Here is a 23,331-nt window from a genome sequence, read left to right as displayed (position 1 = left end):
GAGCACCACCCCGTCACGGGGTGTCGCACCAGGTTATGGGCTGTCCGGCTCCGCCACGTACCGGCCCGGCAGGGCCATCGAGAGCAGCGCGCCGCCCTCCGGGGCGCGCCCGGCCCGCACCTCTCCCCCGTGCCGCGCCGCCGCCTGCGCGACGATGGACAGCCCCAGCCCGGAGCCGGGCATGGTGCGCGAGGTGTCGGCCCGGTAGAAGCGGTCGAACACGTGCGGCAGGTCCTCGGCGGCGATCCCGTCGCCCTCGTCGGCGACCTCGATGACCAGCCACTCCGGTGAGATCGGCACCATCGACAGCCGCACGGTGCCGCCGGGCGGGCTCCACTTCACGGCGTTGTCGAGCAGGTTGAGGACGGCACGTTCGAGCGCGCTGGCGTCGCCGTCGAGGATCCACGGGGTCCGGTGGACCTCGAACTCGACCTCCCCCGCCCGTCGCTTCACCCGGTCCAGGGCGCGGTCGACGATCTCGGTGAGCTCCAGTGCCTCGCTCGTCATGGTCGGGGCGTCGTCGCGGGCGAGCTCGACGAGGTCCCCGACGAGGTGGGACAGCTCCTCGACCTGGGCGCGGACGTCGTCGAGCAGCTCGGTGCGGTCCTGGGCCGGCAGGTCGGGGGTGTCCGGCCGGTCGGCGGAGGCGAGCAGCTCCAGGTTGGTGCGCAGCGAGGTCAGCGGGGTGCGCAGCTCGTGCCCGGCGTCGGCGACGAGCCGGCGCTGCTGTTCCCGCGACGCGGCCAGCGCGCCGAGCATCGTGTTGAACGACTGGGTGAGCCGGGCCAGCTCGTCGGACCCGGAGACCGGGATCGGGCGCAGGTCACCGGTCTTGGCGACGCGTTCGGTCGCCGCGGTGAGCCGCAGCACCGGCCGCAGCCCGGTCCGGGCGACCGCGACCCCGGCGAGCGCGGCCAGCACGACACCGCCGAGCCCGACGATCGGCAGCGCGGTGCCCATCCGGGTCACCACCCGGGTCATCGTGTCGAGCCGCTGGGCCAGCACCAGCGCACGACCGTCCCCGGCCCGGACGGCGACGATCCGGTACGGCACGCCGTCCAGATCGGCGGTGCGCCCCGGTTGGGTCGGCCCGCCCTGGGCGACGGCGACCTCCGGCTCCCCCAGCGGCGGCCGCGACGACTCGTCGGCCGAGGTCGCAATGCCGGAGGAGTAGACGAGCGCGATGTGCAGGTCGGCGGCGCCGAGCACGTCGGGCGGGAGCGCCGCGAGCAGCCGCGGGTCGATCAGGTCGCTCTGCGCGGCGGCGTAGGCACGCTGGCACAGCGTCTCGTCCAGCGAGCTGGTGAGGTTCTGGCGCACCACGAGAAACGCGGCGGCGGACACGAGCAGCACCATCGCGGCGGCGACGAGTGCGGCCAGCACCCCGATCCGGGCGCGCAGCGTGAACCGCTCGCGGTCCGGCTCGGCCGCGGGCCCGCGGCGCCACCAGCGCTCGGCCCGCTCCTCGTCGAGCGGGAGCGGCTGGGTCACGGCGGGGTGTCCCGCAGGACGTAGCCGACGCCGCGCACCGTGTGGATCAGCCGCGGCTCGCCCTCGGCCTCGGTCTTGCGGCGCAGGTAGCCGACGTAGACCTCCAGGGCGTTGCCGCTGGTCGGGAAGTCGTACCCCCACACCTGCTCGAGGATCTGGGCGCGGGTCAGCACCCGGCGCGGGTGCGCGAGCAGCAGCTCCAGCAGGGAGAACTCGGTGCGGGTGAGGCTGATCGACCGTCCGCCGCGGGTCACCTCACGGGTGTCGGGGTCCAGCGACAGGTCGCCGAAGGTGAGCGCGGGGCTGGTGCCGGCGTCGTCGTCGGTGTCGGGGGTGCGGCGGCGCAGCAGCGCGCGCAGCCGGGCCAGCAGCTCCTCCAGCGCGAACGGCTTGGGCAGGTAGTCGTCGGCGCCGGCGTCGAGCCCGGCGACCCGGTCGGACACCGCGTCGCGGGCGGTCAGCACGAGGATCGGGAGCGCGTCACCGGCACTGCGCAGCCGCCGGCACACCTCCAGACCGTCGACGCGCGGCATCATCACGTCCAGGACGAGCGCGTCGGGCCGGTCGGTGAGCATCTTGTCCAGCGCGACCTGGCCGTCCTCGGCGAGGTCGACCTGGTAGCCGTTGAAGGCCAGCGAACGACGCAGCGAGTCCCGGACCGCCTTGTCGTCGTCGACGACCAGAATGCGCATGGGCGCCAGTCTCGCCGACGGCTCTGAGAGGAACCTGAGCAGGCCCTGATCGGCGGATGGTGATCAGGGCCCGGCGGTCAGGACGCCTTGTAGGCGGCGGCCATGTCCTCGCCGCCGTGGCCGCGCTCCGACGCCCGCAGCAGCCGGTCCCGCACCGCGGGCGCGACGTCGAGCCGGGTGCCCGAGGCCTGGGCCGCGGCGACGATCAGCCCCGCGTCCTTGGCCGCGTTGTCCACCGTGAAGCTGGGGGTGAAGTCGTCGTCGAGGATCGCCCTCGCCTTGTTCTGCAGGTAGGGCAGGTCCAGCGGGCCGCCGGCGACGGCGTCGAGGAAGGCCTGCGGGTCCACCCCGAGCCCCTGGGCGAGCGCGACGGACTCCCCGGTCGCGGCGGTGATCGCCAGCACCCAGCTGTTGGCGACGAGCTTGAGCCGGCTCGCCTGCGCGGACCCGCAGTCCTCGGCCACCCAGACGGTCTGCCGGCCGACGGCGTCGAGCACCGGGTCGACGACCGGGCGCGCCGCGGGGTCGCCGGCGACGAACACGGTCAGCTGCCCGGCCTCGGCGGGCGCGCGGGTGCCGAGCACCGGCGCGTCGAGCAGGGTCAGGCCGTGGCGCGCAGCGATCGCGCGGAGCCCGTCGAACGGCTCGACGCCGACGGTGGTGGTCTGCAGCCACACCTGGCCCGGCGCGAGACCGTCGGCGGCCTGCTCCAGGACGGCGGTCACGTCGTCGGCGTTCCCCAGCATCGTCACGACGACGTCGGCGCCGCGGACGGCGTCGGCCGGGTCGGTGTGCAGGGCCGCGCCCGCGTCGGCGAGCGGCTGCGCCTTGGCCGCGGTCCGGTTCCAGACCCGCAGGTCCAGCCCGGCAGCGAGGATGTTGTGCCCCATCCCGGCGCCCATGATCCCGGTCCCCAGCAGTGCGACGGTCGTCATGGCGTCCACGGTAGATCCGCGACGGTGGTCCCGCCGGGGTCACCGTCGCCGCGGAACCTGCTTCACTGGGGCCGTGGCCGACACGGGTGAGCCCGTCTTCTCCAACCGGACCGGGCGCCCGCCGGGCCGGATCATCACCGCGGTCTCCCGGTTCGTGCCCGGGATCCGCCGCGTGCAGCAGCAGATCGAGCCGTACGCGGCGCACTGGGAGGAACGCAACCGCACCGAGCTGTCCCGGACCGGCCCGCTCTGCGTCGTCCTCGGCGACTCGATGGCCCAGGGCATCGGCGCCTCGCACCCCGAGCGCGGGTGGGCCGGGCAGCTGATCGGGCGGCTGCCCGGGTGGCGGCTGGTGAACCTGTCCCAGTACGGCGCCCGCGTCGACGACGTCCTCGACGCCCAGCTCCCCGTCGCCGAGGGACTGCACCCCGAGCTGCTGCTGTGCCTGGTCGGGTCCAACGACCTGATGCAGCCACGGCACCAGGACGGCGTCGGGCACCGGTACGCGGCGCTGGTCGACCGGCTTCCCCCGGGCACCGTCATCGGGAACCAACCGGGAACGTTCGCGGCCGCACTGCAGGTCAACGGCCTGATCGACGACGCCGTGCGGCACCGTGGGCTCGTTCTGGCCGAGCTGCGGGATCCGCGGACCCGGCACTGGCGCGGCAAGCTGGCCTCCGACCGGTTCCATCCCAACGACCGTGGCTACGCCGCCATCGCCGAGGTGTTCTCCGAGGCGCTGCGCCGGGCGGGTCGCTAGGGACGGGTGCATCGATCTGGTTGGGTGTCCCGATGGCGACCAGGAAACTGCCGCGCAAGATCTACGACGCCGAGCTCCTCCGCCTGCAGGGCGAGCTGCTGCAGATGCAGGAGTGGGTCCGGGCCTCGGGCGCACGGGTCGTCGTGGTCTTCGAGGGGCGCGACGCCGCCGGCAAGGGCGGTGCGATCCAGCGCGTCACCCAGTACCTCAACCCGCGGTTCGCGCGGATCGTCGCGCTGCCCGCTCCGACCGAGCGGCAGAAGGGGCAGTGGTACTTCCAGCGCTACGTCGAGCAGCTGCCCGCGGCGGGCGAGATCGTGCTGATGGACCGGTCCTGGTACAACCGCGCCGGCGTCGAGCGGGTGATGGGGTTCTGCACCGAGGCCGAGTACCGCCGCTTCCTGCGCCAGGCGCCGGTGTTCGAGAACATGCTCGTCGAGGACGGCATCCACCTGCGCAAGTACTGGTTCTCGGTCAGCGCAAAGGAGCAGGCGCGGCGGTTCGCGGAGCGACTGGAGAACCCGCTCAAGCAGTGGAAGCTCTCGCCGATGGACCTCGAGTCCATGACCCGGTGGGACGACTACTCCCGCGCCCGCGACGACATGCTGATCCACACCGACACCGACCACGCGCCGTGGTGGATCGTCGAGGCCGAGGAGAAGCGCAACGCGCGGATCAACATGATCCACCACCTGCTGGGCTCGATCCCCTGGGAGCCGGTGGAGCGACGGGTGCTGACCCTGCCGGACCGGGTGCCGTCGACGGGCTACGAGCGTCCGCCGCGCGAGGTGCAGCGCGACGTGCCCGACCACGCCGCGTCGCTGATCCGGGCCGACTGATCCCGGACGGCCGATCCCGGCGGGCATATCCCGGTCGGCTGCCCCGGTCGGCTGATGTCGGTCACAGTCACCCGGTTGGTACGGGCGGTACCGGATACCGTCCCGCGGAGCGACGGCGCGGCACGGACGCCGCGCGGAAGGGCGGTGCCGGGATGAGTGTCGTGCTGTTCACCGGGTTCCCCGGTTTCCTCGGGTCGGCCCTGCTGCCGCGGACACTGCGCCGCGCGCCGGACTCGCGCGCGGTCGCCCTGGTGCAGGCCAAGTTCCTGGGCCAGGCCCGCACGACCCTGGCGCGGATCGAGCGCGAGGCGCCGGAGATCGCCGGGCGCACCGACCTCGTCGTCGGGGACATCACCGTCGACGGGCTGGGGCTGGAGCAGGCCGACCGGGAGCGCCTGCTCGGTGGGCCGCTGGAGATCTTCCACCTGGCCGCGGTCTACGACCTCTCGGTGCCGGCGGACATCGCGTGGTCGGTGAACGTCGAGGGCACCCGGCACGTCGTGCGGTTCGCCGAGGCCGCGTCGGAGCTGGTCCGGCTGCAGTACGTGTCGACCTGCTACGTCTCGGGCCGCTACGACGGCATCTTCTCCGAGACCGACCTGGAGCTCGGCCAGCCCTTCGCCAACCACTACGACCACACCAAGCACGAGGCCGAGCGCGTCGTGGTCAAGGCCCGCGACGCCGGCCTGCCGGTGTCGATCTACCGGCCGTCGGTCGTCGTCGGGGACTCGGTCACCGGGGCGACGCAGAAGTTCGACGGCCCGTACTACCTGCTGCAGCTGATGGCCCGGCAGGGCCGGACCGCGTTCGTCCCGCTCCCCCGGGCGGCGGCGCGGACCCGGTTCAACCTGGTGCCCTCGGACTACGTCGTCGACGGGATCGCCGCGCTGGCCGGGCACGGTCCGGCGGTGAACCGGACGTTCGCGCTGGCCCAGCCGGCCCCGCCGACGGTGACCGAGATGTGCGAGGTGTTCGCCGACCGGCTCGGCAAGCACCTGCGCGTGGTGCCGATGCCGGTCGGGCTCGCCGCGTTCTCCATCGACCACGTGCCCGGCGTCGGACGGCTGTTCAAGGTCCCCTCCAGCACGCTGGAGTACCTGACCCACCCGTCGCACTACGACACCGACGCGACAACCGCGATGCTGGGCCCGCTGGGCGTGCACTGCCCGCCCTTCGAGGAGCACGTCGACGCGATGGTCCGCTTCTTCCGGGAGAATCCGCAGGTCGGAACGGCTGCGATGGTCTGACGCACGGAGGTCTACCGTCTCCGGCGTGGCCATCGAGCGGAACGACGTGCTCCTCGCGGCCGCGACCGTGCTCGTGCAGAACCCGGCCGCGTCGATGTCGGAGATCGCGACCGGCGCCGGCATCAGCCGGGCGACCCTGCACCGGCTCGTCGACGGCCGGGAGGCGCTCCTCGAGGAGCTCAGCGAGATGGGCGTGGAGCGCGGGATCACCGCGATCCGGGAGGCCCGGACCGACGAGGGCGACCCGATCGAGGCGGTGCGCCGGGTCATCGTCGGCCTGTTGCCCTCGGTGGACCTGTGGGTGCTCGCCGAGCGCATCCAGTCCAGCGACGAGGTCCTGGCCCGCTACGCCGAGATGGACACCCTGCTCGTCGAGCTGTTCCAGCGCGGCCAGCGGAGCGGGGTCTTCTGCGTGACCCTGTCCGCGACGTGGATGACCGAGGCGCTCTACGCCCTGCTGACCCGGTCGGTGCTCGCCGCCCACGACGGCAGGCTCGCCCGGCAGGAGATCGTCGGGGTCACCGAGCGGACCCTGCTGGCCGGGGTCGTGGAGACCGCTGCGCCGAGCGGATGAGGCGTGACACACGATCGTAACCCTTGAGACATCGGAGTCTCATTCGCTACTCTCGTGGTGCGAATCGGACAGACCAGCTTCCGAGTCGACCACTACGAGGAGGTAGCCGATGACCACCCACGAGACCCCGACGCCGTCCTGGCCCGAGACCCTGCGGGACGCCGCCCAGCGCACCGGGAACGTGCTCCGCGAGATCTGGGTGGGCATCGACACCTGGAACGCCGTCACACACGGCCGCACCCCGAGCCGTCGCTGATCCCGGCCTGATCCCGTCCCCCGGTGCGGCACGTCCGCACCGGGGGACGTCGTCGTTCAGGCCCGGTACGCGTCCGGCGGCGCCAGCCGCGGGTGCAGCTGCGCCCAGGCCAGCAGCCCCAGCGCGGCAGCGACGGCGAGCGTCCCCGCCGTCCCGATCCGGCCGGCCAGGGCCCCGGCCAGCGGCGAGCCCACCGTCTGACCGACACCCAGGGCGAGGCACGCCCAGGTCACCGCACGTGCGGGAGCACCCGGGACGATGTGGGCGGCCCACAGGATGCACAGCCCGGTCAGCCCGATGTAGCCCGCGCCGAACAGGCCCGCCGAGACGACCGCGCCGAGAAGGCCCGGCTCCGGCAGGGCGAGCAGGGCGATCCCGGCCGAGAACAGGGTCCAGACGACGAGCCCGACCGCCCGCAGGCCGTGCCGCTGCGCCGCCCGTCCCACCGCGCCGCCGAGCACGCCGACCACACCGATCGCACACCACGCGACGGTGCCGAGGACCGGCCCGGCCCCGACCTCGTCGAGCCGCGCGGTCGAGAAGGTCCAGTACGGCGCGCTGACCACCCCCAGCAACCCGGCGACGACCAGCAGCGGGAGCACCCGGCCGCGCCCCCGCTCCGTGGGCGCCGCCTCGGGAACGCCCCGCGGCAGCAGCCATGCGGCGGCAACGGTGACGACGACCGCGACCAGGCCGAACCCGAGCCAGACGGCCCGCCAGTCCCCCGGCAGCAGCGGCGTGAACGCGGTCAGCGCGAGCCCCGCCCCGGTGCCGGTGTTCGCCCAGGACTGCGCCCGGGTGCGCGCGGCGACACCGACCGTCTCGACGACGAGCTGCGCCACCCCCGGGGTGGCGATGCCGGCCCCAGCTCCCGCCACCACGATCGCGACAGCGAACACCACCACTCCCGGGGCGAGGGCCATGAGCAGCAGTCCCACCGTCGCGGAGACGGCGGCCGCGACCGTGGCACCGCGCGCCGACCGCGCCGACAGCGCCGGAGCGGCGAGCAGCCCGAGGACGTAGCCGGCCGTGGAGAGCCCGCCGAGCACGCCGACCGCGGCCGGGGTCAGGCCGAACGTCTCGGTGAAGCGAGGCACGAACAGCCCGTAGGCGTAGCGAGCGACGCCGTAGCAGAGCGCGATCACCCCCGCGCCGAGCAGCGCGATCGTCCACCAGGGCCGGTCGGTCGTGGGCGCGGAGCGTTCGCAGGTCGCCGTCATGCCGCTAGTGAACAGACCTGTCTGTTTGTTTGCAACTCGAACTGCCCGATGCAGCGGTCGCCGCTGGTAGGATCGGCGAATAGAACAGACCGTTCGGTTGTCCGAGGGGGCCGCATGGCACGCACACGGCGTGGCGACGCCGGGGCCAAGGTGCTCGACGCCGCGTCCCGGCTCTTCTACCGGGACGGCATCAACGCGGTCGGGGTGGACACCGTCGCCGCGGAGGCGGGCGTCACCAAGACGGCGCTGTACACGAACTTCGGCTCGAAGGACCGGCTCGTCGTCGCCTACCTGCGGGACCGCGACCGCCGATGGCAGTCCGACATCGACCGGATCACCGCCGACCACGCGTCGCCGCGGGACCGGATCCTCGCCGTCTTCGACGCCTACGAGACCTGGCAGTCCCGGGAGGACTTCCGCGGCTGCGCGTTCCTCAACGCGGCCTCGGAGCTGCCGCGGCTCGACCACCCGGCCCGCGAGGTCGTCCGGCACCACAAGACCGCGCTGCGCAGCTACCTGCAGGCCCAGGTCGAGCGGCTGGGCACGGCTGAACCGGCCGCGCTCGCCGGGACCCTGATGATCCTCCTGGAGGGCGCGGTCGCGACGGCGGTGGTCGAGCGCGGGCCGGGGCCGATCCGCGCGGCCCGGGAGGTGGCCGACGGTCTGCTCCCGGCGGCCTGAACGGTCACACCGGGACGGGTCCGTGCGGGTGCTGGTCGTCGACGACGAGCCGGTGCGCGTGCGTCCAGCCGTGCACCGACCGGCGCGCGGTGACGACATGGGCGCGATCGGCGTCGTGGTCGTGACGGTGCCGGACGAGATCGGCGCCGGCCGTCGGCCAGACCGTCACCGCCACCCCGAGCGCGACGACGGCGAGCGCGGCGAGAACCGACCAGGTCACCGTCCAGCCGGCCGAGACCGCCAGCCAGCCGGTGAGCGGGTAGGTGACCAACCAGCAGGCGTGCGAGAGCGAGAACTGCGCGCTGAACAGGGCTGGCCGCTGACCGGGCCCCGCCGAGGTGCGCAGCAGGCGACCGGTGTTGACCATGATCCACCCCGGGCCGAAGCCGATCAGCGCCCACGCGAGCGTCGCGGTCGTCCACGACGGCGTTGCCGCCAGCAGCAGGGTCGCCCCGGCCGCCAGGCAGGAGAGCGTCGCGCCGGCCAGCATCACCGTCCGGACCGGCAGCCGTCGGGCGAGCCACGGGGAGGTCAGCGCCGCCGCGGCCGTCCCCGCGCCGGACACCGCGAGCAGCAGCCCGACGTCGGCCTCGGTGCCCCCGAGCAGGTCGCGGACGACGTTCACCGTCGTCACGAGCGACACCACCCCGACCGCGGCGACGACGACGTTCAGCGCCAGCAGCCCCCGCAGCTGCGGGACCGCCCGGAACAGCCGGACCCCGAGCAGCAGCCGGGTCGCGAAGTCACCCTGGGCACGACCCGCAACCGGCGGGACGACCGTCGACGCCACGAGGACCGCGGAGAGGACGAACCCGGCGCAGGTGCCGACGAACAACGTCGAGTAGCTCGTCACCGCGACCGCCGCCGCGGCCAGCAACGGACTCAGCACCGTCTCCGCGCTACTCGCGAGCTGTGCGGCCGACAGTGCTCCGGCATAGTCCTGCTCGTCGGGCACGACGTCGGGGATGACCGACTGGAACACCGGCGTGAACGTCGCCGAGGCGACCTGCAGCACCCCGACCAGGGCGAACACCTGCCAGATCTCGCTCACCCAGGGCAGGACGAGCACGACCGCAGCGCGGACGACATCCGCACCGACCATCAGCATCCGCCGCGGGGCCCGGTCGGCGACCGCGCCGACCACCGGCCCCACGACGACGTAGGCCGCCATCTTGATCGTCAGCGCCGATCCCAGGACGAGAGCGGCCCGCTCGCCGGCGAGGTCGTAGGCGAGGAGCCCGAGCGCGACCGTCGTGAGCCCGGTCCCGACCAGCGCGACGACCTGGGCCGTGAACAACCGACGGAACCGCGTGTTCCGGAACAGCGATCGCACTGACCCTCCCCTGTCGACTGCGGGGACCCTAGAACGATTTCCCCATCGCCCCCACGGAGCAGTTGCCGGCGCGGAGCATCAGCCGGACAACGCGATCTGCGACTTTTCGGCGACAGCGGCCCGGCGCGTCGACTGCGCACGAATCCGCTGGTCAGCGTCCCATGAACGGGCGCACGAGCTGCGAGCGAATCGCTGTCGCCGCACGCTCGCAGGAGCCTTCCGATGTCGTAGTGGCCGATATCACGAATGGGCGCCGCCGCGATTCCGCGCCCCCCCGAAGGAAACGGGGTCTCCGCTCCGGTTCGGCGTTCTCACCCCGGCGCCGTCCCGGGCGATGACGGCGGCGAGGTGGAGCCCGGGGCTTCCGGGTAACCTGCACTCGCGCCCTCGTAGCTCAGGGGATAGAGCACCGCTCTCCTAAAGCGGGTGCCGCAGGTTCGAATCCTGCCGGGGGCACCCACAGAATCAGCCCCTCACCAGGCAGAACCCGGTGAGGGGCTGATCTTGTTCTGTCCGACTCGTACCGGCCGTCAGCGGCTGTGAGCGGGTCTCTGTGCCTAATACGTGCCTACGTCGCGTAGCTCGACCGATCAGAGCCCAGAGCCAGTAGGACGCGGCGGCGCGCCTCGTAGTCCTGTCCCTCGATGCACTTCGCGTAGACCTTCAACAGCACCTCGACCGAGTGGCCCGCCCACTCCGCGACCTGCGTCGCCGGGACGCCAGCGTTGAGCCAGGTCGACACGCACGCGTGTCGCAGTGAGTACGGCGTCGCGGCGAGTGGGGACGCGACGACCTCGGGAGTGAAGGCGATGGACCGCGCGACCTTCCAGGCTCGTATATAGGTGATCTTCGGCAGCTCGACCACCCGCCCCCCAGGAAACAGCCTGCCGTCTTCTCCTAGCCCGAACTCCGCCACATGCTGTTTCAGCAGCTCTACGAGTTCGGGAGACGCTGGAACAGCACGGTGCTCGCCACGGGCACGGCCCTTCAACTGCCGCCGGTCCCGTTGCTCCCCGTCGTCGGTCCACTCGGTCCCGGCGTGCGGCGTCGCTTCTTGTAGGTGGATCTCACCCCACCCGTTCCCGTTGGGCAGCGTCAGGTTGACGGCGCGCACGTTGACTGCCTCCTCCGGCCGCAGCGCGGCGAAATACATGAGCCCGAAGAACGCCACCAGACGAGGCCCGCTGCGCCTCGTCTCCCGCACCGCAGCGAGCAGCGTCCGTGCCTGGATCGGGTTCACCACAGTCCGCCGGTCGACCGCCCCCGATGGCTTAGGGGCCTTCCACTTCAATCCCACGAGCGGGTTCGCCGAGAGGTGCCCCCGTTCGACCGCGTACTCCGCAGCGTTGTAGAGCACCCGGCGACGTTGGTTGACCACCGTCGCGGCCGCAGGCTTCCCGTCGAGCCTTGTACTGATCGTATTCAGGACCGACCGGAGGACCCCCGGATCAGTAAGTGCACTGACCGGCAGGCTGTGCCGCCGGGCCCACGCCAGAGCTTCCACGACTTCTGCCGACTGACTGGGGCCTCCACGTCGCGCGGTGTTGAACGCCCATCGGTGCAGGGCCCGTCTCAGAGCTGCCGACGTCGGACGGTTCCGCTCGCCATCGAGCATCGCCACAGTTACGGCCGTCAGCGCCTCGGATAGGCCTCGCCGGTAGGTAGCCGCGGCGGCCGGCCACTTCATATCGATGTAGTCACAGGCAAAATCCAGCCAGTTGACCGCCTGGGTGGGCTTGACGGCGGAGATCGGTAGGCCGGTGCCGGTATCGAACGCCTCACCGCGGCGGGCTGCGCTCACCAGATCGGAGCGGTAGCTGTCCGCGAGCGCCCTCGTCTTGAACGTCTCCTTCTTCCGGCGGCCCGCAATCTGCCAGCGCACCATGTAGGTCGTTCCACGCTTGCCCTCGTACGTGCTGATCTTCCATATACGAACGTCGTAGGTGGTGTTCATCAGGCGGCGACCTCCGGTTCTTCGAGGCTGGTGATCCAGTCGTCGAAGTCGGTGCGGCGGATGCGGATCTCGCCGTTGGGGAGCTTGATGCAGCGGGGGGCGCGGCCCTTGGCGCGCCAGTCGTAGAAGGTGGACCGGGAGATGCCGAGTTCAGCGCAGAGGTCGGTGACGGTGAGGCGGGCGGCCGGCCGGCTCATGGGGTCTCCATCCGGGGCGGGAGTGACACCGGGGTCGTGGTGTCACTCGGGGTGTCACAGCGGTTGATGCAGGTCAGAGCGCATGAAGTGACGCAGTGACAGTGGTGAGACCGTGATGGTGGAGCCCGGGTGTCACCGTGCCTGGTTGGCCGGGTCACTGGTGTTCTCCGAGGTCAGCCGGGTCGGAGTGACGCAGTGACAGCAGTGACACCGGTTCCGTCGCGTGTATGTCACTGCTGTCGCTCGTGTCACCGGACCCGGGGCTGTCGGCGGCCCAGTAGGCCCCGCCAGCGTTGGCTCGGAGCTGGCCGTCGTTCTGCATCCGGCGGCAGGTCTGGCGCACGGTCCCGGCGTCGAGGCGCAGCGCTTCGGCGATCTCCTTCGGACGGCGGCCGGGGTAGTCGCGCAGGTAGCGGATGACCAGGGAGCGGGTGTCGCGCATCTGGTAGTCAGCGGCGTTGCCGTCGAGCAGCGACCACGCGCCCGCGCCCGGGTCGAACGCGAGTGGGTAGTCGGTTTCGTCGACGTCGCGGCCGGTGACGTGCAGGACCCCGTCGGCTTGGGCGCGGGCGCGTTCGAGGACCAGGACGGCGTCGGCGGCGCCGGCGAGGCCGTTGGTTCCTGACACGGTGGCCAGGAAGTCCTCGGCGGCGGCCTTGCGGACGTGGTGGACCAGCACCACGGCCACGCCGTAGTGGTCGGCGACGCGCTTGATCCGGGCCATCGCGGCGTAGTCGGCGTCGTAGGCCGACACCCCGGGTGCGGGGGTGCCGCGGACCTTGGCGAACACGTCGATCACGACCAGCCGGGCGTCGGGGTGGGATTCCAGCCACTCGGCGACCTGGACATCCCCGCCGGAGGGCATCGGTGGGCAGGCGATCGACAACGTCAACCCGGCCGGTGCGGGCCGGTCTCCGAGGGCGATCTCCATCCGCGACTTCAACCGGCGCGGGGTGTCCTCCAACGCGAGGTAGAGCACCGAACCGGGCTCGGTGGTGATGCGGCCGAACGCCGGACGCCCCGCGGCGATGTCGAGCGCCAGACCCAGGCTCATCCAGGACTTGCCGACCTTGGGCGGGCCGGCCAGCAGCGTCACGCCCTCGCAGATCACCCCGGGCACAGCCCATCGCGGGGTCGGGAACTCCATGCCCATCAACTCCTGTGCGGTCCAGGCCGTGTGTGGCGGCGCCGACACCGCCCCGAGCGGCGGGAACCCGGGCCGGTCGGCCGGGCTGTGCGGGGCACTCAGCGGGCCCTGAGTCGCCGCCTGCGGCCCGTTCGCGGGGCTGCTGGTGTGTGGGGCTGGGGATGGTGGGGAGTTCATGCGGCGTCCTCGATCCGTCGGGGTCGCTTCGCCCCGGCCCGCAGGCCCGAGGTGATCGTCTTGTCGGCCTGAGCGGCGCTGTAGGCGCCGAGCGCGACATGCCCTGCGCACGCGCTGCGCAGCGTCGACCACGCCTCGCTCTCCGGGAGCGCCCCGCCGGCAACGAGCTGGCCGAGCGCGACCGCCGCCACGTACAACGACGCGTTGCGCTGGGACTTCGGCGCCCCGGTCACCCGTGCTGTTTCAGCCCGTAGTGCGACGTCGAGATAGCGGTCACGGCGGCCCGCCCCGGTCCGGATCGGACCCGCTGGAACAGCCGGGGGTGGTGGCGGGGTAAGCCGGTCGGCCAGCCACCCCGGCAGCTCGGCCGGTTCCGCCTCGCCCCTGGCCTCGTAGAGCCCGGCCGGGACCCGTGAACCGGCCGCGACGACGTAGCCACCGTGGGCTCGGGTGTCGATCTTCCAACCCAGGCCGCGGCCGGTGTCGCCGGCGGTGTTGCGCAGCTCGACCCCGGTCGGCGCCCGGAAGTACAGGTGCCGGCCGCCCGAGGGCGTGGCGACCCCGTAGGTCGCCGGGAGCCTCCGGCCCCACTCGGCGAGCAGCGCGGACAGCACCCCGGCGCCGTCAACGACGCCGCGCACGGCCCACTCAGGCGGCGCGTTCTCGCCGTCGTCGCAGGTGTCGAGGTCGACCACCACCAGCCCGGCCCGCCCGGTCGGCACGCCGACGTTGAACGCACCCGCCGTCCACGCCGCCCGGATCCGGCCCGGATCGGTCGTCGCCCGCTGCTCCCACCCCCGGTGCCCGTCGGCGCACGGCCCGACACCGCGGCAGCTCGTGAGCCCGTGCAGGGCCGGGCGCTTGCTGCCCGGACGCAACGGGAACACCGGCCACCCCCGCTCAGCCAGCGCGAGCGCCACCAAGCACAGCTCACCCCGCCCGGCGTTCACCGCTCCACCTCATGGCAGTCGACGCAGCACCCCAGCGAGCGCGGGATGCAGTAGCCGACGTCGCGCCGACAGACCGGGCACCACCGGCGGGCGGCCAAGGCTCGGGCGAGCGCGGCTCGCTGTGCCGGGGTCGGAACCCGTTTCGGGCCGAGGTCGGCGGGGTCCCACAGCAGCGCCCACCGCCGACCGCGCCGGCACTCGATCCGCCCCACCGGGACGGCCCCGGCCGGGGCGCGGCCGGCGGCCCGCATCTGCCGGCGGGTGACCAGCCCGGGCGGGGCGGAACGCCACCGCCACGTCGGCAGCCCCTCGTGCATGCGGGCGGTGGGTTGCCAGCCCCACCGCTCGGTCAGCACCCCGCTCACTGCTGATCACCGGCGCGGCGACGGCGGCGGCCACGACCGTGTTGGTGGTGGAACCCGCCGGGGCCGGGGGTGTCGATCGAGGTCGTCCGCCGGGTCAGGTTGTGGGTGACCGGGCCGATCTTGATGGCAAACGACCAGCGGCCGGACTGGTTGACCGTGGCTCGCAACGGGCCGAACTGGAACGTCTTACGGGCGCGGAACTTCACAGCTCCCCCTTCGCCTTGGCGGTCTCGATACGGGCGATCAGGTCGGCCTTGTCGGCGAGCCACCGGGTCCGCTCGGCGGGGTCGTGCCCGGCGGCCTTGATCTCGTCGAGGCGGCGCAGCAGGGCGACGACCTCGCTCGTGGTGGGCGGGCCCTGCCCGTTGCCTCGGTTACTGTGCGTCGACATGGGTGCTCCTGTTCTCGGCATGGAGGGGGTCGCGGCACCGGCCCGATGGCTCGGTGTCGGGGTGCTGATCGGGTAGTGAGGTCGGTGGGTGAGGTGGCGCCCGGCGGGTTAGGTTTTTCACTCCTGCCCGACGATGCAGCTCTGACCTGCTGACCTGCGACGAGTTATCGAGTTAGCCGGGTTAACCCGGTCCGTGTCCCGGCCCGGGTGGCCCGCCTGGGGCGCTGTCAGCCCGGACCGGGCCCGGTTCACTCGTGGCTGCGGTCGAGGTCCTGGTCGTCGTCGAGGTCAGCGGTCGCCCGCCGCACCTGGGCATCACGGACGGTGATGGGATCGAGGGGCCAGCGGTTCCCGGTGGAGGGCACCTTGATCCCAAACTCGGCCGCCAGGGCCTCGCGCAGGGCCTTTCCGGTCATGGCCTGGTAGGGCTGGTGGCCGGGTGCGTGACGGGCCAGCAGCGCAGGCACGTCGGCGGTGCGCACGGGCTCCTCACCGAGGACAGCGTCGAGGTCGTCGAGCAGGTCCCGCGGCTGCTGCACCTGGACCTGCGGACCGGGGCGGCCGGCGCCGGGCAGGCCCTTGCCGCGGCGCTCGATCGCGTCGAGGGCGCGTTCGATCAGCGGGGTGACCTGGTCCCCGACCGGGGTGTCCTTGTCCACGGACAGGAAGTAGACCTGCACGATCTCCGAGCGCTGCCCGGAGAACCCCTTGACCACCGCCGTCCCCCGGTCCACGCCAGGGATCAGCTCGGTGGCGCGGTGCCCGGCGGTGTAGGCGCCCTGGCCGAGCAGGGCGTCGTTGGCGACGTGGTCACCGACGGCGAAGGCGATGCCGTTCGAGGCGTTGCGGGTCGCGTCGCGGGGCATGGAGTCCTTCGTCGGGGCCTGGGTGGACAGGATCAGGTGGATCCCGCGCTTACGGCCCAGGCGCATGATGTCGACGATCAGCTTCGCCACCTCCGCCCCGTGGGTAGGGTGCTGGATCGCGACGTGGGCCTCCTCCAGCAGGCAGAACAGCGGGTGCAGACCGACGCCCTTGGAGGCGTACTCGCGGGTCACCGCGGGGATCTCGTAGCGGACCAGCAGCTCACCGCGGGTCTGGACCTCGGCATGCAGCTCGCGCAGGTGCTCGGCGATCTCGGCGATGCGCTCGTCCTCGGCGCCCATGACGTAGCGCGAGCAGCGGGGGCGGAACGCCTCGAAGTCGAAGTTGGCATCGGGCACCCAGATCCGCAGCTCAGCGGTGGGGTCCAGGGCGGCGCCGGCCATCATGACCCGCGCGGCCGAGGACTTGCCCTGTCCGGGCATCCCGCCGGTAAGGGTGTTGCGCTCCATCAGCGGCGCCACGACCGGGGTGCCACGCAGGTTCCGGCCGAACGGGACGCCCTTGAACACGTCCACCGTGCCGGCGTCGTCGAGCAGCGGGTATGCCCCGGCACCCTCGGCCAGTGCGCCCTTGTCGGCGACCCACAGGTCCAGGATCCCGGCTTCGGCGCCGGTGGTCGGCCACACTTCCTTCGCCAGCCGGTGCAACCCGGTGGCCAGGTCCGCGCGGCGCCGCGCGATCCGCTCGGCGGGGACCCCGGCAGGCAACCGGATCACCGCGTGGGTGCCGCGCCCGTCCACCCGGGTCGGGGTCAGGAACTGCAACGGCGTGCCGGCCTTGAGGTACGCGCTGATCTGGGCGATGCGCAGCGCGTCCAGGGCGCGGGCGATCGTGGTCTCATCGATCATCGCGTCCACCTCGGCGTCGCCGGCAGTGGCCAGCCAGGTCGGGCCGGCGGTGTGTCGGCGGCCCTCCCACCAGCCGGCCAGCACCAGCGCGGGGATCGCCGCCCACAGCGCGGCCGTCGCTGCGACGGTGACCGCGGCGGTGGCGAACCGGATGACCGCCCCGACCATGTCCCACCACGAGGTCCAACCGAACCCGCCTGGGGCCAACCACGACACGACCCCACCGGACACCAGCAGCAGACCGAGCACGGCCAGTGCGATCCCGGCCACCTGCAACACGGCCAGTACCTGTCGGGGAAGGTCCCGCAACCGCTGCGCACGGTGGTCCTTGAGCGTGTCCAGGCGCTCGATCCACTCCGCCGCCGCCGTGGCGTCCCCGGCGGCGCGAGCGGCCCGGATCTGCTCACGCGCCCCGCCGTGGGTCGCCGCCGCGACCGCCCGCCGGGTCAACGAGCCGTACCCGGCCACCGTGGTCACCGCCGCCCGCGCGGTCACCTTCGGCGCGGCCTTCGCCCCCGCGACCGTCGCCGCACCGACGCGGCGCACCGGCCCACCGGCCGCGGTGGTGATCACGTGCGTCCCGGCGCGCACCACCCCGCCAGCCCGACGAGCCGCCCGCCGCGGACCCCGCTCGGCCGAGACCACCTCAGCCGACCCAACACCACCGTCGTCGCGCTCGATGGGCTCGCCGTCGACAACCTCACCGTCGACCACGGTCGGGGCGTCCGCGCCGCGGCGGCGTCCGGCCGGGGGCCGGCGCCCGTGCTCATCGGCACTGGTGTGGCGGGGTCGAACCCCCTCGATCGCCTCGGCGTGCTCGTCGTGGTCCGGGTCGGTGTTCATGTCTCGATTCCCCTCGATCATCGCTGGTCACCGTCCTGATCGGTCGTCGTGTCGGTGGTGGTGGTGGTGTGCTCGTCGCGCAGTGCGCGAGCCCGTGCGGGGGCACAGCGCAGGGTGGTGCGGATCGACTCCGCCGAGGACGGATCGACCTCTCCGGAAGCGATCGCGGCGGCCAGCTCCGCGCGGAGCTGATCCAGCGACCGGGCCCGCGGCACCCGATGGGTACGGCGCCGGGCGGGTCGTCCCGCGGGGCGGTCGAGCGTGCCGACGCCGTGCCCCTCCGGCCGGTCGCCGTCCTCGCGGTGCTCCTCGGTCTGGTTCCCGGGCCCGCCGGCGGCGTCGTCAACCGACGGGCCCGGGACGCTCGGCTGCTCGGCGAGCCAGGCACCGATCTCCGCCGCCAGATCCTCCGCAGCCCCACCATCAGCGACCGGGAGCCCGGGGGTGGTGTGCGGGGCCAGCCGCACCCGCCCAAACCGGCCGCGCTGGATCCGGTAGGTGCCCGGAGCAATGACCAGCCGGGCACCGCCGTCGGCGTCGATCTCCGCGACCGCGGCATCCAGCGCGGCACGGCGCGCACGACGCGTCTTACGGTCCGCGGCCCGCTGCTCGCGAGTCCGACGCGCTCGGCGCGGCCGGCGGGGGCCGGCGGTGACGAGCTGGTGAGCGACCACCCCGGCCACCGACACGACACCCATGACCAGGCCGGCCGACAGGCCGGCGTCCAGGCCGTGAGCGAGGTTCAACCCGGCCGCGACCGCAGCGAACGACCAGACCCCGACCTGCAACGACCACACCGGCGCCGCCGGGTCCTGCCGGCGCCGCGACTGGACGGCCAGAGCGAACGCCCACATCCCCAACTCGGACAGCACCGGCAGGACCGCGCCGGTCGGGCCGCCGTAGAGCTGCATGCCGTAGGTGGCCATGGCCGGGATCGCCATCGCCGCCGACGCGACAGCAAGCGGGTAGATCAGCAGGTCCACCCGGTGGGCGGCGATCCAGGCGCCGGCCGCGGCCCGGCGGGCCGCGGCCCGGGCACCGGCGGCGGCCTTGGCCTCGGCGCGGCGGGCAGCCTGCTCGGTGCGGCGTCGCTCGGCGAGCTCGGCGCGCACGGCCTCCGCGCGCAGGGCCCGATCCGCCGCCGCAGCGGCATCCTTACGGGCCTGCTCGGCGGCCACGGCGCGGTCGTCGCGGCGCCGCTGTGCGTAGTCGTTGGTGCCAGACACGATCAGTCTCCTCCCTGGTCAGAGGGTCAGCGGAACGAGCCGCGGGGTAGATGCCCGGTGCGGGCGAGGTCGACAGCCAGAACGGCGATCCGGTCCAGGCGGGGCCGCAGCAGCGTCTTCGCGCGCCGTTCGGCCTGCTCCCAAGAGAGCCCGCTCTCCCAGTAGGACTCGGTCTCGGCAAACAGGGAACGGTCGCCATACGAACCGTTCCCCGCTCCGCCGAACCAGCCCAGGTAGCGGTCAGTGAACAGCCGCTGCGCAGCGTTGCCAGCGGCGTAGCCGACCAGCAGCCCCGGCGCGGTGCGCTTGGTCGTCGACGGAGGCCCGACCTTGCATCCGGCGTCGTAGGGCGAGCCGAGCAACCAACCGAATCTCATCCGCGCCGGCCCCGCGACGTAGCCGGCAGCAGCGAACGCGACCCCGTGCCCGACCTCGTGCGCCGCGACCGCCAAGACCTCACTGCTGATCCCCTCGGCCCGGGCCTGCGCCACCCGGTCCCGGGCCGTCGCCCGACTCACCACGACCACCCCGACTCCAGCACGGCGTCCATGTCGGACAGGGCGATGTCGAGGTGGCCGCAGTGCTCGGCCACCCCGCGCGCCGCCGCCGGACCGGGCACGGCCAGGTCGTCGGTCAGGCAGTCCGGGCACAGTGACACGCACAGCACCCCGGCCCCGCTCCCGGCGGTCACCACCGTCAACTCGCCCTGCCCGGTACCGCACCCGGCGCACGTCGCCGCGGTCGGGCACCGGCCGGTGTCGTCGAGGTCGACTAGCATCACGCTCTCCTTTCGTCTGGCTTGCTGGATGAAGGGGCACTGCCTGGCCCGGCGGGGTGATCTCTTCCCGGAGTGGTCCCGCCGGGCCAGGCGCAGCTATCGCCCCGGACGCGGGATCGGCAGGTGGAACCCGCCGCAGCGGCTGCACGCGGTCGGGACCCCACCCATCCACTGCCTGGCCTCGTCGGCCTGGTCCCGGGTCCGGTAGTAGGCCCGCCCCGGGCACAACCGGTGCGAGTACGCCGCCCGAGCCCGCGGCGGCCGGCTCAACGCGCTCACCGCGACCCACCTGAACGGCGCCGGCACCCGTGCCGGTGACACGTCCGCGGCTCCGGACCGCCATCGCCCGACAGCTCGAACGCCCGCCGGCAGACGGTGCAGCGGGCCCGCACCCGCATCCCCGGCGCGCCCATCACAGGGCCGCCCGCTGCTGGCAGCGGCGATGCGAGCACACATCGCCCAGCGCCGAACGGACCTTGACCCCGCAGAACCGGCACCAGACCGTCCCCGCAGGCCGGTCGGTGTGGCGGCCCCGCTTGTGGTGCTTGGCGTGCTGTGCCGCCTCCACCTCCCGGCGCACGGCCTCACGACCCATCCGGGCGCCGCCCTTCGCCGTGCTCGACAACCAACCCATCACCGTTCTCCTGTCTGTCCAAAGTGGATCTTTCGATTACGTCTCACCGGGACGACCCCGCCACACCCCACCGGGGGCCGGTCAGCGCCGGCGCTCACCCGCCACGAGCCCGACCCGCTCGGCTACCGACGGCGACACGCACCACGCCGGCGCGTTCGCGGAGGTCTTCACGTACGAGGTCTTGCCCGCCAGGTCGACCAGGTCCAGCCGCACCTGCAAGCGCTCGTGGTCACCGAACAGCGAGACCTTCGTGACCTGACGCCACGACCAGCCGACGAACGCGGGGCTGTAGACCCACCACCCCGGCCGCACGGTCCGGGCCCGACGCTCACGCGACGCCTTCGCCGCCGCCCGCTCGACCTCGCGGTCCAGCCGCCCGGTCACGACCGACCACCCGCCGGCGGCTGCTCGTCCTCGTCGTCCCGGCCGCCGAGGCGGACGAACTCCGCCCGCTCCTCGGCCGCGTCGACCGCGTCGACCGCGACCATCGCCGTCAGATACGCCGAGTCCCGACGCAACCGGCGCAGCTCCCGCAGCCCAGAGACCGCCTCACCAGCGAAGTCGTAGACCCCACCGAGCAGGAACCCCGGCACCAGCCACGCCCACGACTCGACGACCCACGAGCCGAACGAGACCGAACCCGACGCCACCACCAGTCCCGCCAACACGGCCGTCCCGGCCAGCACCAGGGCGAGCACCCCGCTGTAGAGCACCTCCGAACGAACCCGATCCAGAACCCGCCGCTCCCGCGCATTCACCACCGTGATCACGCCGCCTCACCTCCACGCAGAACAGCGCCGGCCATCGACTGCCTACGCAGCTCGACGACCGGCGCCACCGAACGACGAGCCGCCGGCACCTCGGGCGACACGCCCCATACCTCCGCCAGAACCTGCTCCCAGTACGCGTGCAGCGCACTGACCTCCTCCTCGGCCAGCGGCACCGTGCAGTCCGCCAGCTCAACGGGACGCTTTGTCATCTCGCTCCGCTCCTCGCTTCCGCCTTATGCAACCCCCCTTACGTCGAGGCAAGAGGACTTGCCTCACAGAAGGTAGACGGACGACCACGCCGAGCGCAACCCCTCTCGCGCTACGCTAGGCAAGACCCCTAGCCCCGGAGGTGGCCACGATGCACAGCGAGGTCGTTCGGGCCGGCGAGATCGCCGACCCAAGAGAACGGGCCACGGTCGCGAGTCGACTCGTGACCGAGTTCAACGACGCCCAGAAGGAAGCAGGGCGCATTCGGCGTGAAGCGGTCGAGGAACTTCTCGCCGGCGGCATGCTCCAGAAGGAGGTGGCCGAACTTCTCGGAACAACCCGGGCCCGCATCGGCCAGATCGTCAAGGCCGGACCACCAGCCGAGCGAGCGTTCCTCGGATCCGGTCCTCTCACAATTGCGCTTGGAGGAAAGCAGGAGGCCAACAAGCGCGGCTCTGGACGAGTTCTAGCCCAGGAAGACCTTGCGGCATACAACGCACTCCACAAGATGGCCGCAGGGATGGAGCTGAGCGCAGAGTCTGAGGTAATCGAGCCGCCCGGCTTCCTCGATCTAAACCGGGACAATTTGATTGTCGTCTGCGGGCCTCGACTGTCGCCGATCATCAACCAACTTCTTGAGTCTGACCCGAATCTAAAGTTCCGCGAGGACGAAAAGGGGTGGCATCTCGTCGACCTGGCCTCAGGAAAAACCTATCGCTCACCAATGGACTCAGGTGAACCCCGGGATGTCGCCTACCTCGGCCGGCTACCACGCCTGGACGGGAACGGACACTTCCTCTACATCGCCGGAATCCATGCCGTCGGCGCTCCCGGCGTTGTCCACTATCTTGAGCACAACATGGCTCAGCTCTACCGCGAAGTCAGGAAGGGGCGGTTCTCCACTCTGATCGAATGCACCTTCGCCCCGAAGACACTGGCGATCACAGCCAGCGAGCAGGTCTCACCCCTGTACCGCGGCGACCGAGGCCAAGCCTGATGCGCGCGTCAATGGCTACCCAACAGGGGGACCCGGGACGCGAGAACGAAGACTGGGTGGGCGCTTCGCTGAACAGCGTCGTCCTGCTCGACGGCCTCAGCTCCGCAGCTGGCGCCCGCTCAGGCTGCAAGCACGGAACGCCGTGGTTCGTCAATCAGCTTGGCTCCCGCTTGCTCGAAATCGTCAGCAGTGACGAGCGCGACCTGAGAAGTGCCCTCTCTATCGCTATTACTGACGTCGCATCCAGGCATCCAGGGTGCAATACCGAGCATCCCGGTTCACCTTCTGCAACCGTCGCAATACTTCACTACCACAGCTCCACACAGGAAGTGCAATTCCTCGTACTGGCCGACGCTCGGATAGCCATAGAGACGACTGTAGGTATTGAATTTCACACAGATGACAGAGTGGATCACTTCTCTCGAAAAGAGCACAAGGAGGCGCTGCGACACCCCTTGGGGTCTCCCGAACAAAAACATGCAGTATCGAACCTCATCGCCGCGCAGAAGCCGCTTCGTAACGCCGATGGCGGCTACTGGATAGCAGGTGGGGATCCACGAGCCGCGAGTCAAGCGGTCGTAGGCTCGGTCCCAGCGGACTCAGTAATCCGGGCAGCTCTACTCAGCGATGGAGCCAGCCGCGTCGTCGACACATTCCACGCTCGCACCTGGCGTGAAGCACTCGACCTCATGCACGAGAAAGGACCGGACGAGCTGATCAACACGGTTCGCACGATCGAGCACGATGACCCGAACGGTGCGCGGTGGCCGCGCCTCAAGAACAGTGATGATGCGACGGCTGCGTACGTCCAGTGGCGGTGACTCACCCCCACACTCTTCTTGTCACTATGTCACAAGTGCCTACCTGACCTGCTGAAACGGCAGTGACAGTCGGAGTGACAGCCGGGTGACAGTCACTCAGACTGAACTGGCCC

The 23,331-nt window shown here is 72.1% G+C and carries 28 protein-coding genes and 1 tRNA gene; 9 read left to right on the top strand and 20 right to left on the bottom strand.

Translation table 11 applies throughout. The features are described 5' to 3' along the window. Window positions 1–33: 33 nt before the first annotated feature. From Ae717Ps2_RS01980 to Ae717Ps2_RS01970, 3 genes are all read right to left on the bottom strand, one after another. Window positions 34–1,491 (bottom strand): cell wall metabolism sensor histidine kinase WalK, encoded by a 1,458-nt coding sequence (locus tag Ae717Ps2_RS01980; protein WP_075332957.1) that lies wholly within the window; start codon window positions 1,489–1,491, stop codon window positions 34–36. After that, window positions 1,488–2,183: a response regulator transcription factor gene (locus Ae717Ps2_RS01975; protein WP_075308438.1), complete on the bottom strand. Its 696-nt coding sequence runs from the start codon at window positions 2,181–2,183 to the stop codon at window positions 1,488–1,490. Before Ae717Ps2_RS01975 ends, Ae717Ps2_RS01980 begins: the two co-directional genes overlap by 4 nt. 77 nt (window positions 2,184–2,260) lie before the next feature. Further along, complete coding sequence (locus Ae717Ps2_RS01970; protein ID WP_043278231.1) at window positions 2,261–3,118, bottom strand: NAD(P)-dependent oxidoreductase; 858 nt, start codon at window positions 3,116–3,118, stop codon at window positions 2,261–2,263. A gap of 73 nt (window positions 3,119–3,191) precedes the next feature. Between Ae717Ps2_RS01970 and Ae717Ps2_RS01965 the strand changes: the two genes are divergently transcribed. The 5 genes from Ae717Ps2_RS01965 (at window position 3,192) to Ae717Ps2_RS37200 (ending at window position 6,794) form a co-directional block, all read left to right on the top strand. Beyond that, a complete protein-coding gene (locus Ae717Ps2_RS01965; protein ID WP_075308440.1) occupies window positions 3,192–3,878 on the top strand; it encodes an SGNH/GDSL hydrolase family protein in 687 nt (228 codons plus the stop codon). 32 nt (window positions 3,879–3,910) lie between these two features. After that, window positions 3,911–4,717, top strand: coding sequence for a polyphosphate kinase 2 (gene ppk2, locus Ae717Ps2_RS01960; RefSeq protein ID WP_075308442.1), 807 nt, complete (start codon window positions 3,911–3,913; stop codon window positions 4,715–4,717). 152 nt (window positions 4,718–4,869) lie between these two features. Next, window positions 4,870–5,964, top strand: coding sequence for an SDR family oxidoreductase (locus Ae717Ps2_RS01955; protein WP_075332956.1), 1,095 nt, complete (start codon window positions 4,870–4,872; stop codon window positions 5,962–5,964). 25 nt (window positions 5,965–5,989) lie between these two features. After that, window positions 5,990–6,538, top strand: a complete 549-nt coding sequence (locus tag Ae717Ps2_RS01950; protein WP_075308446.1) for a TetR/AcrR family transcriptional regulator — start codon at window positions 5,990–5,992, stop codon at window positions 6,536–6,538. Between the two features lie 109 nt (window positions 6,539–6,647). Then, window positions 6,648–6,794, top strand: a complete 147-nt coding sequence (locus Ae717Ps2_RS37200) for a hypothetical protein (protein ID WP_020623819.1) — start codon at window positions 6,648–6,650, stop codon at window positions 6,792–6,794. A gap of 56 nt (window positions 6,795–6,850) precedes the next feature. Here Ae717Ps2_RS37200 and Ae717Ps2_RS01945 read toward each other — a convergent pair whose 3' ends face one another. Then, window positions 6,851–8,014 carry a YbfB/YjiJ family MFS transporter gene (locus Ae717Ps2_RS01945; RefSeq protein WP_075308448.1) on the bottom strand — a complete coding sequence of 388 codons (1,164 nt, stop codon included), beginning with the start codon at window positions 8,012–8,014 and terminating at the stop codon, window positions 6,851–6,853. 114 nt (window positions 8,015–8,128) lie between these two features. Here Ae717Ps2_RS01945 and Ae717Ps2_RS01940 point away from each other — a divergent pair, with 114 nt between their 5' ends. Further along, window positions 8,129–8,695 (top strand): TetR/AcrR family transcriptional regulator, encoded by a 567-nt coding sequence (locus tag Ae717Ps2_RS01940; protein ID WP_020627238.1) that lies wholly within the window; start codon window positions 8,129–8,131, stop codon window positions 8,693–8,695. Window positions 8,696–8,699: 4 nt separating this feature from the next. Here the strand turns inward: Ae717Ps2_RS01940 and Ae717Ps2_RS01935 are convergent, their stop codons facing one another. Next, window positions 8,700–9,992, bottom strand: a complete 1,293-nt coding sequence (locus tag Ae717Ps2_RS01935) for an MFS transporter (RefSeq protein ID WP_233147411.1) — start codon at window positions 9,990–9,992, stop codon at window positions 8,700–8,702. 419 nt (window positions 9,993–10,411) lie between these two features. On the opposite strand from Ae717Ps2_RS01935, the gene Ae717Ps2_RS01930 reads away from it, so the two are divergent. Further along, window positions 10,412–10,484 (top strand) — tRNA-Arg (locus Ae717Ps2_RS01930). Window positions 10,485–10,596: 112 nt separating this feature from the next. Here the strand turns inward: Ae717Ps2_RS01930 and Ae717Ps2_RS01925 are convergent. From Ae717Ps2_RS01925 to Ae717Ps2_RS01850, 15 genes are all read right to left on the bottom strand, one after another. Beyond that, window positions 10,597–11,982 carry a tyrosine-type recombinase/integrase gene (locus tag Ae717Ps2_RS01925; RefSeq protein WP_075332954.1) on the bottom strand — a complete coding sequence of 462 codons (1,386 nt, stop codon included), beginning with the start codon at window positions 11,980–11,982 and terminating at the stop codon, window positions 10,597–10,599. Then, window positions 11,982–12,179 (bottom strand): AlpA family transcriptional regulator, encoded by a 198-nt coding sequence (locus tag Ae717Ps2_RS01920; RefSeq protein ID WP_075332953.1) that lies wholly within the window; start codon window positions 12,177–12,179, stop codon window positions 11,982–11,984. Before Ae717Ps2_RS01920 ends, Ae717Ps2_RS01925 begins: the two co-directional genes overlap by 1 nt. Window positions 12,180–12,333: 154 nt before the next feature. Then, on the bottom strand, window positions 12,334–13,503 hold the full coding sequence (locus Ae717Ps2_RS01915) for an AAA family ATPase (RefSeq protein WP_075332952.1): 1,170 nt from the start codon (window positions 13,501–13,503) through the stop codon (window positions 12,334–12,336). Next, window positions 13,500–14,453, bottom strand: a complete 954-nt coding sequence (locus tag Ae717Ps2_RS01910; protein ID WP_170917029.1) for a bifunctional DNA primase/polymerase — start codon at window positions 14,451–14,453, stop codon at window positions 13,500–13,502. The genes Ae717Ps2_RS01915 and Ae717Ps2_RS01910 overlap by 4 nt, the downstream gene beginning before the upstream one ends. After that, the gene (locus Ae717Ps2_RS01905) at window positions 14,450–14,818 is read right to left on the bottom strand and encodes an RRQRL motif-containing zinc-binding protein (protein WP_198932125.1); all 369 of its coding nucleotides are present in this window, start codon (window positions 14,816–14,818) and stop codon (window positions 14,450–14,452) included. The genes Ae717Ps2_RS01910 and Ae717Ps2_RS01905 overlap by 4 nt, the downstream gene beginning before the upstream one ends. Further along, window positions 14,815–15,024 carry a hypothetical protein gene (locus Ae717Ps2_RS01900; RefSeq protein ID WP_075332951.1) on the bottom strand — a complete coding sequence of 70 codons (210 nt, stop codon included), beginning with the start codon at window positions 15,022–15,024 and terminating at the stop codon, window positions 14,815–14,817. The genes Ae717Ps2_RS01905 and Ae717Ps2_RS01900 overlap by 4 nt, the downstream gene beginning before the upstream one ends. Further along, window positions 15,021–15,209, bottom strand: coding sequence for a hypothetical protein (locus Ae717Ps2_RS01895; protein ID WP_075332950.1), 189 nt, complete (start codon window positions 15,207–15,209; stop codon window positions 15,021–15,023). Before Ae717Ps2_RS01895 ends, Ae717Ps2_RS01900 begins: the two co-directional genes overlap by 4 nt. A 248-nt stretch (window positions 15,210–15,457) precedes the next feature. Continuing rightward, the gene (locus tag Ae717Ps2_RS01890; RefSeq protein ID WP_075332949.1) at window positions 15,458–17,785 is read right to left on the bottom strand and encodes a cell division protein FtsK; all 2,328 of its coding nucleotides are present in this window, start codon (window positions 17,783–17,785) and stop codon (window positions 15,458–15,460) included. Between the two features lie 17 nt (window positions 17,786–17,802). After that, on the bottom strand, window positions 17,803–19,011 hold the full coding sequence (locus Ae717Ps2_RS01885) for a hypothetical protein (RefSeq protein ID WP_075332948.1): 1,209 nt from the start codon (window positions 19,009–19,011) through the stop codon (window positions 17,803–17,805). Window positions 19,012–19,037: 26 nt separating this feature from the next. Beyond that, window positions 19,038–19,529: a hypothetical protein gene (locus Ae717Ps2_RS01880; protein ID WP_139320158.1), complete on the bottom strand. Its 492-nt coding sequence runs from the start codon at window positions 19,527–19,529 to the stop codon at window positions 19,038–19,040. Next, a complete protein-coding gene (locus Ae717Ps2_RS01875; protein ID WP_075332946.1) occupies window positions 19,526–19,789 on the bottom strand; it encodes a hypothetical protein in 264 nt (87 codons plus the stop codon). Before Ae717Ps2_RS01875 ends, Ae717Ps2_RS01880 begins: the two co-directional genes overlap by 4 nt. A gap of 412 nt (window positions 19,790–20,201) precedes the next feature. After that, window positions 20,202–20,423: a hypothetical protein gene (locus Ae717Ps2_RS01865; protein ID WP_075332944.1), complete on the bottom strand. Its 222-nt coding sequence runs from the start codon at window positions 20,421–20,423 to the stop codon at window positions 20,202–20,204. Between the two features lie 81 nt (window positions 20,424–20,504). Next, the gene (locus tag Ae717Ps2_RS01860; RefSeq protein WP_075332943.1) at window positions 20,505–20,807 is read right to left on the bottom strand and encodes a hypothetical protein; all 303 of its coding nucleotides are present in this window, start codon (window positions 20,805–20,807) and stop codon (window positions 20,505–20,507) included. Beyond that, entirely contained in the window at window positions 20,804–21,193 is a 390-nt protein-coding gene (locus tag Ae717Ps2_RS01855; RefSeq protein ID WP_143510274.1) for a hypothetical protein, read from the bottom strand. The genes Ae717Ps2_RS01860 and Ae717Ps2_RS01855 overlap by 4 nt, the downstream gene beginning before the upstream one ends. Then, complete coding sequence (locus Ae717Ps2_RS01850; RefSeq protein WP_075332941.1) at window positions 21,190–21,402, bottom strand: hypothetical protein; 213 nt, start codon at window positions 21,400–21,402, stop codon at window positions 21,190–21,192. The genes Ae717Ps2_RS01855 and Ae717Ps2_RS01850 overlap by 4 nt, the downstream gene beginning before the upstream one ends. 149 nt (window positions 21,403–21,551) lie before the next feature. Here Ae717Ps2_RS01850 and Ae717Ps2_RS01845 point away from each other — a divergent pair, with 149 nt between their 5' ends. Then, complete coding sequence (locus tag Ae717Ps2_RS01845) at window positions 21,552–22,397, top strand: transcriptional regulator (protein ID WP_075332940.1); 846 nt, start codon at window positions 21,552–21,554, stop codon at window positions 22,395–22,397. Between the two features lie 56 nt (window positions 22,398–22,453). After that, window positions 22,454–23,218, top strand: a complete 765-nt coding sequence (locus Ae717Ps2_RS35885) for a hypothetical protein (RefSeq protein WP_139320156.1) — start codon at window positions 22,454–22,456, stop codon at window positions 23,216–23,218. Window positions 23,219–23,331: the final 113 nt, after the last annotated feature.

It is taken from the genome of Pseudonocardia sp. Ae717_Ps2 (genome assembly GCF_001932475.1).
Taxonomy (GTDB): Bacteria; Actinomycetota; Actinomycetes; order Mycobacteriales; family Pseudonocardiaceae; genus Pseudonocardia.
The sequence above is the reverse complement of the archived record's forward strand: the minus strand, read 5'-3'. Positions and strand labels throughout refer to the sequence as shown.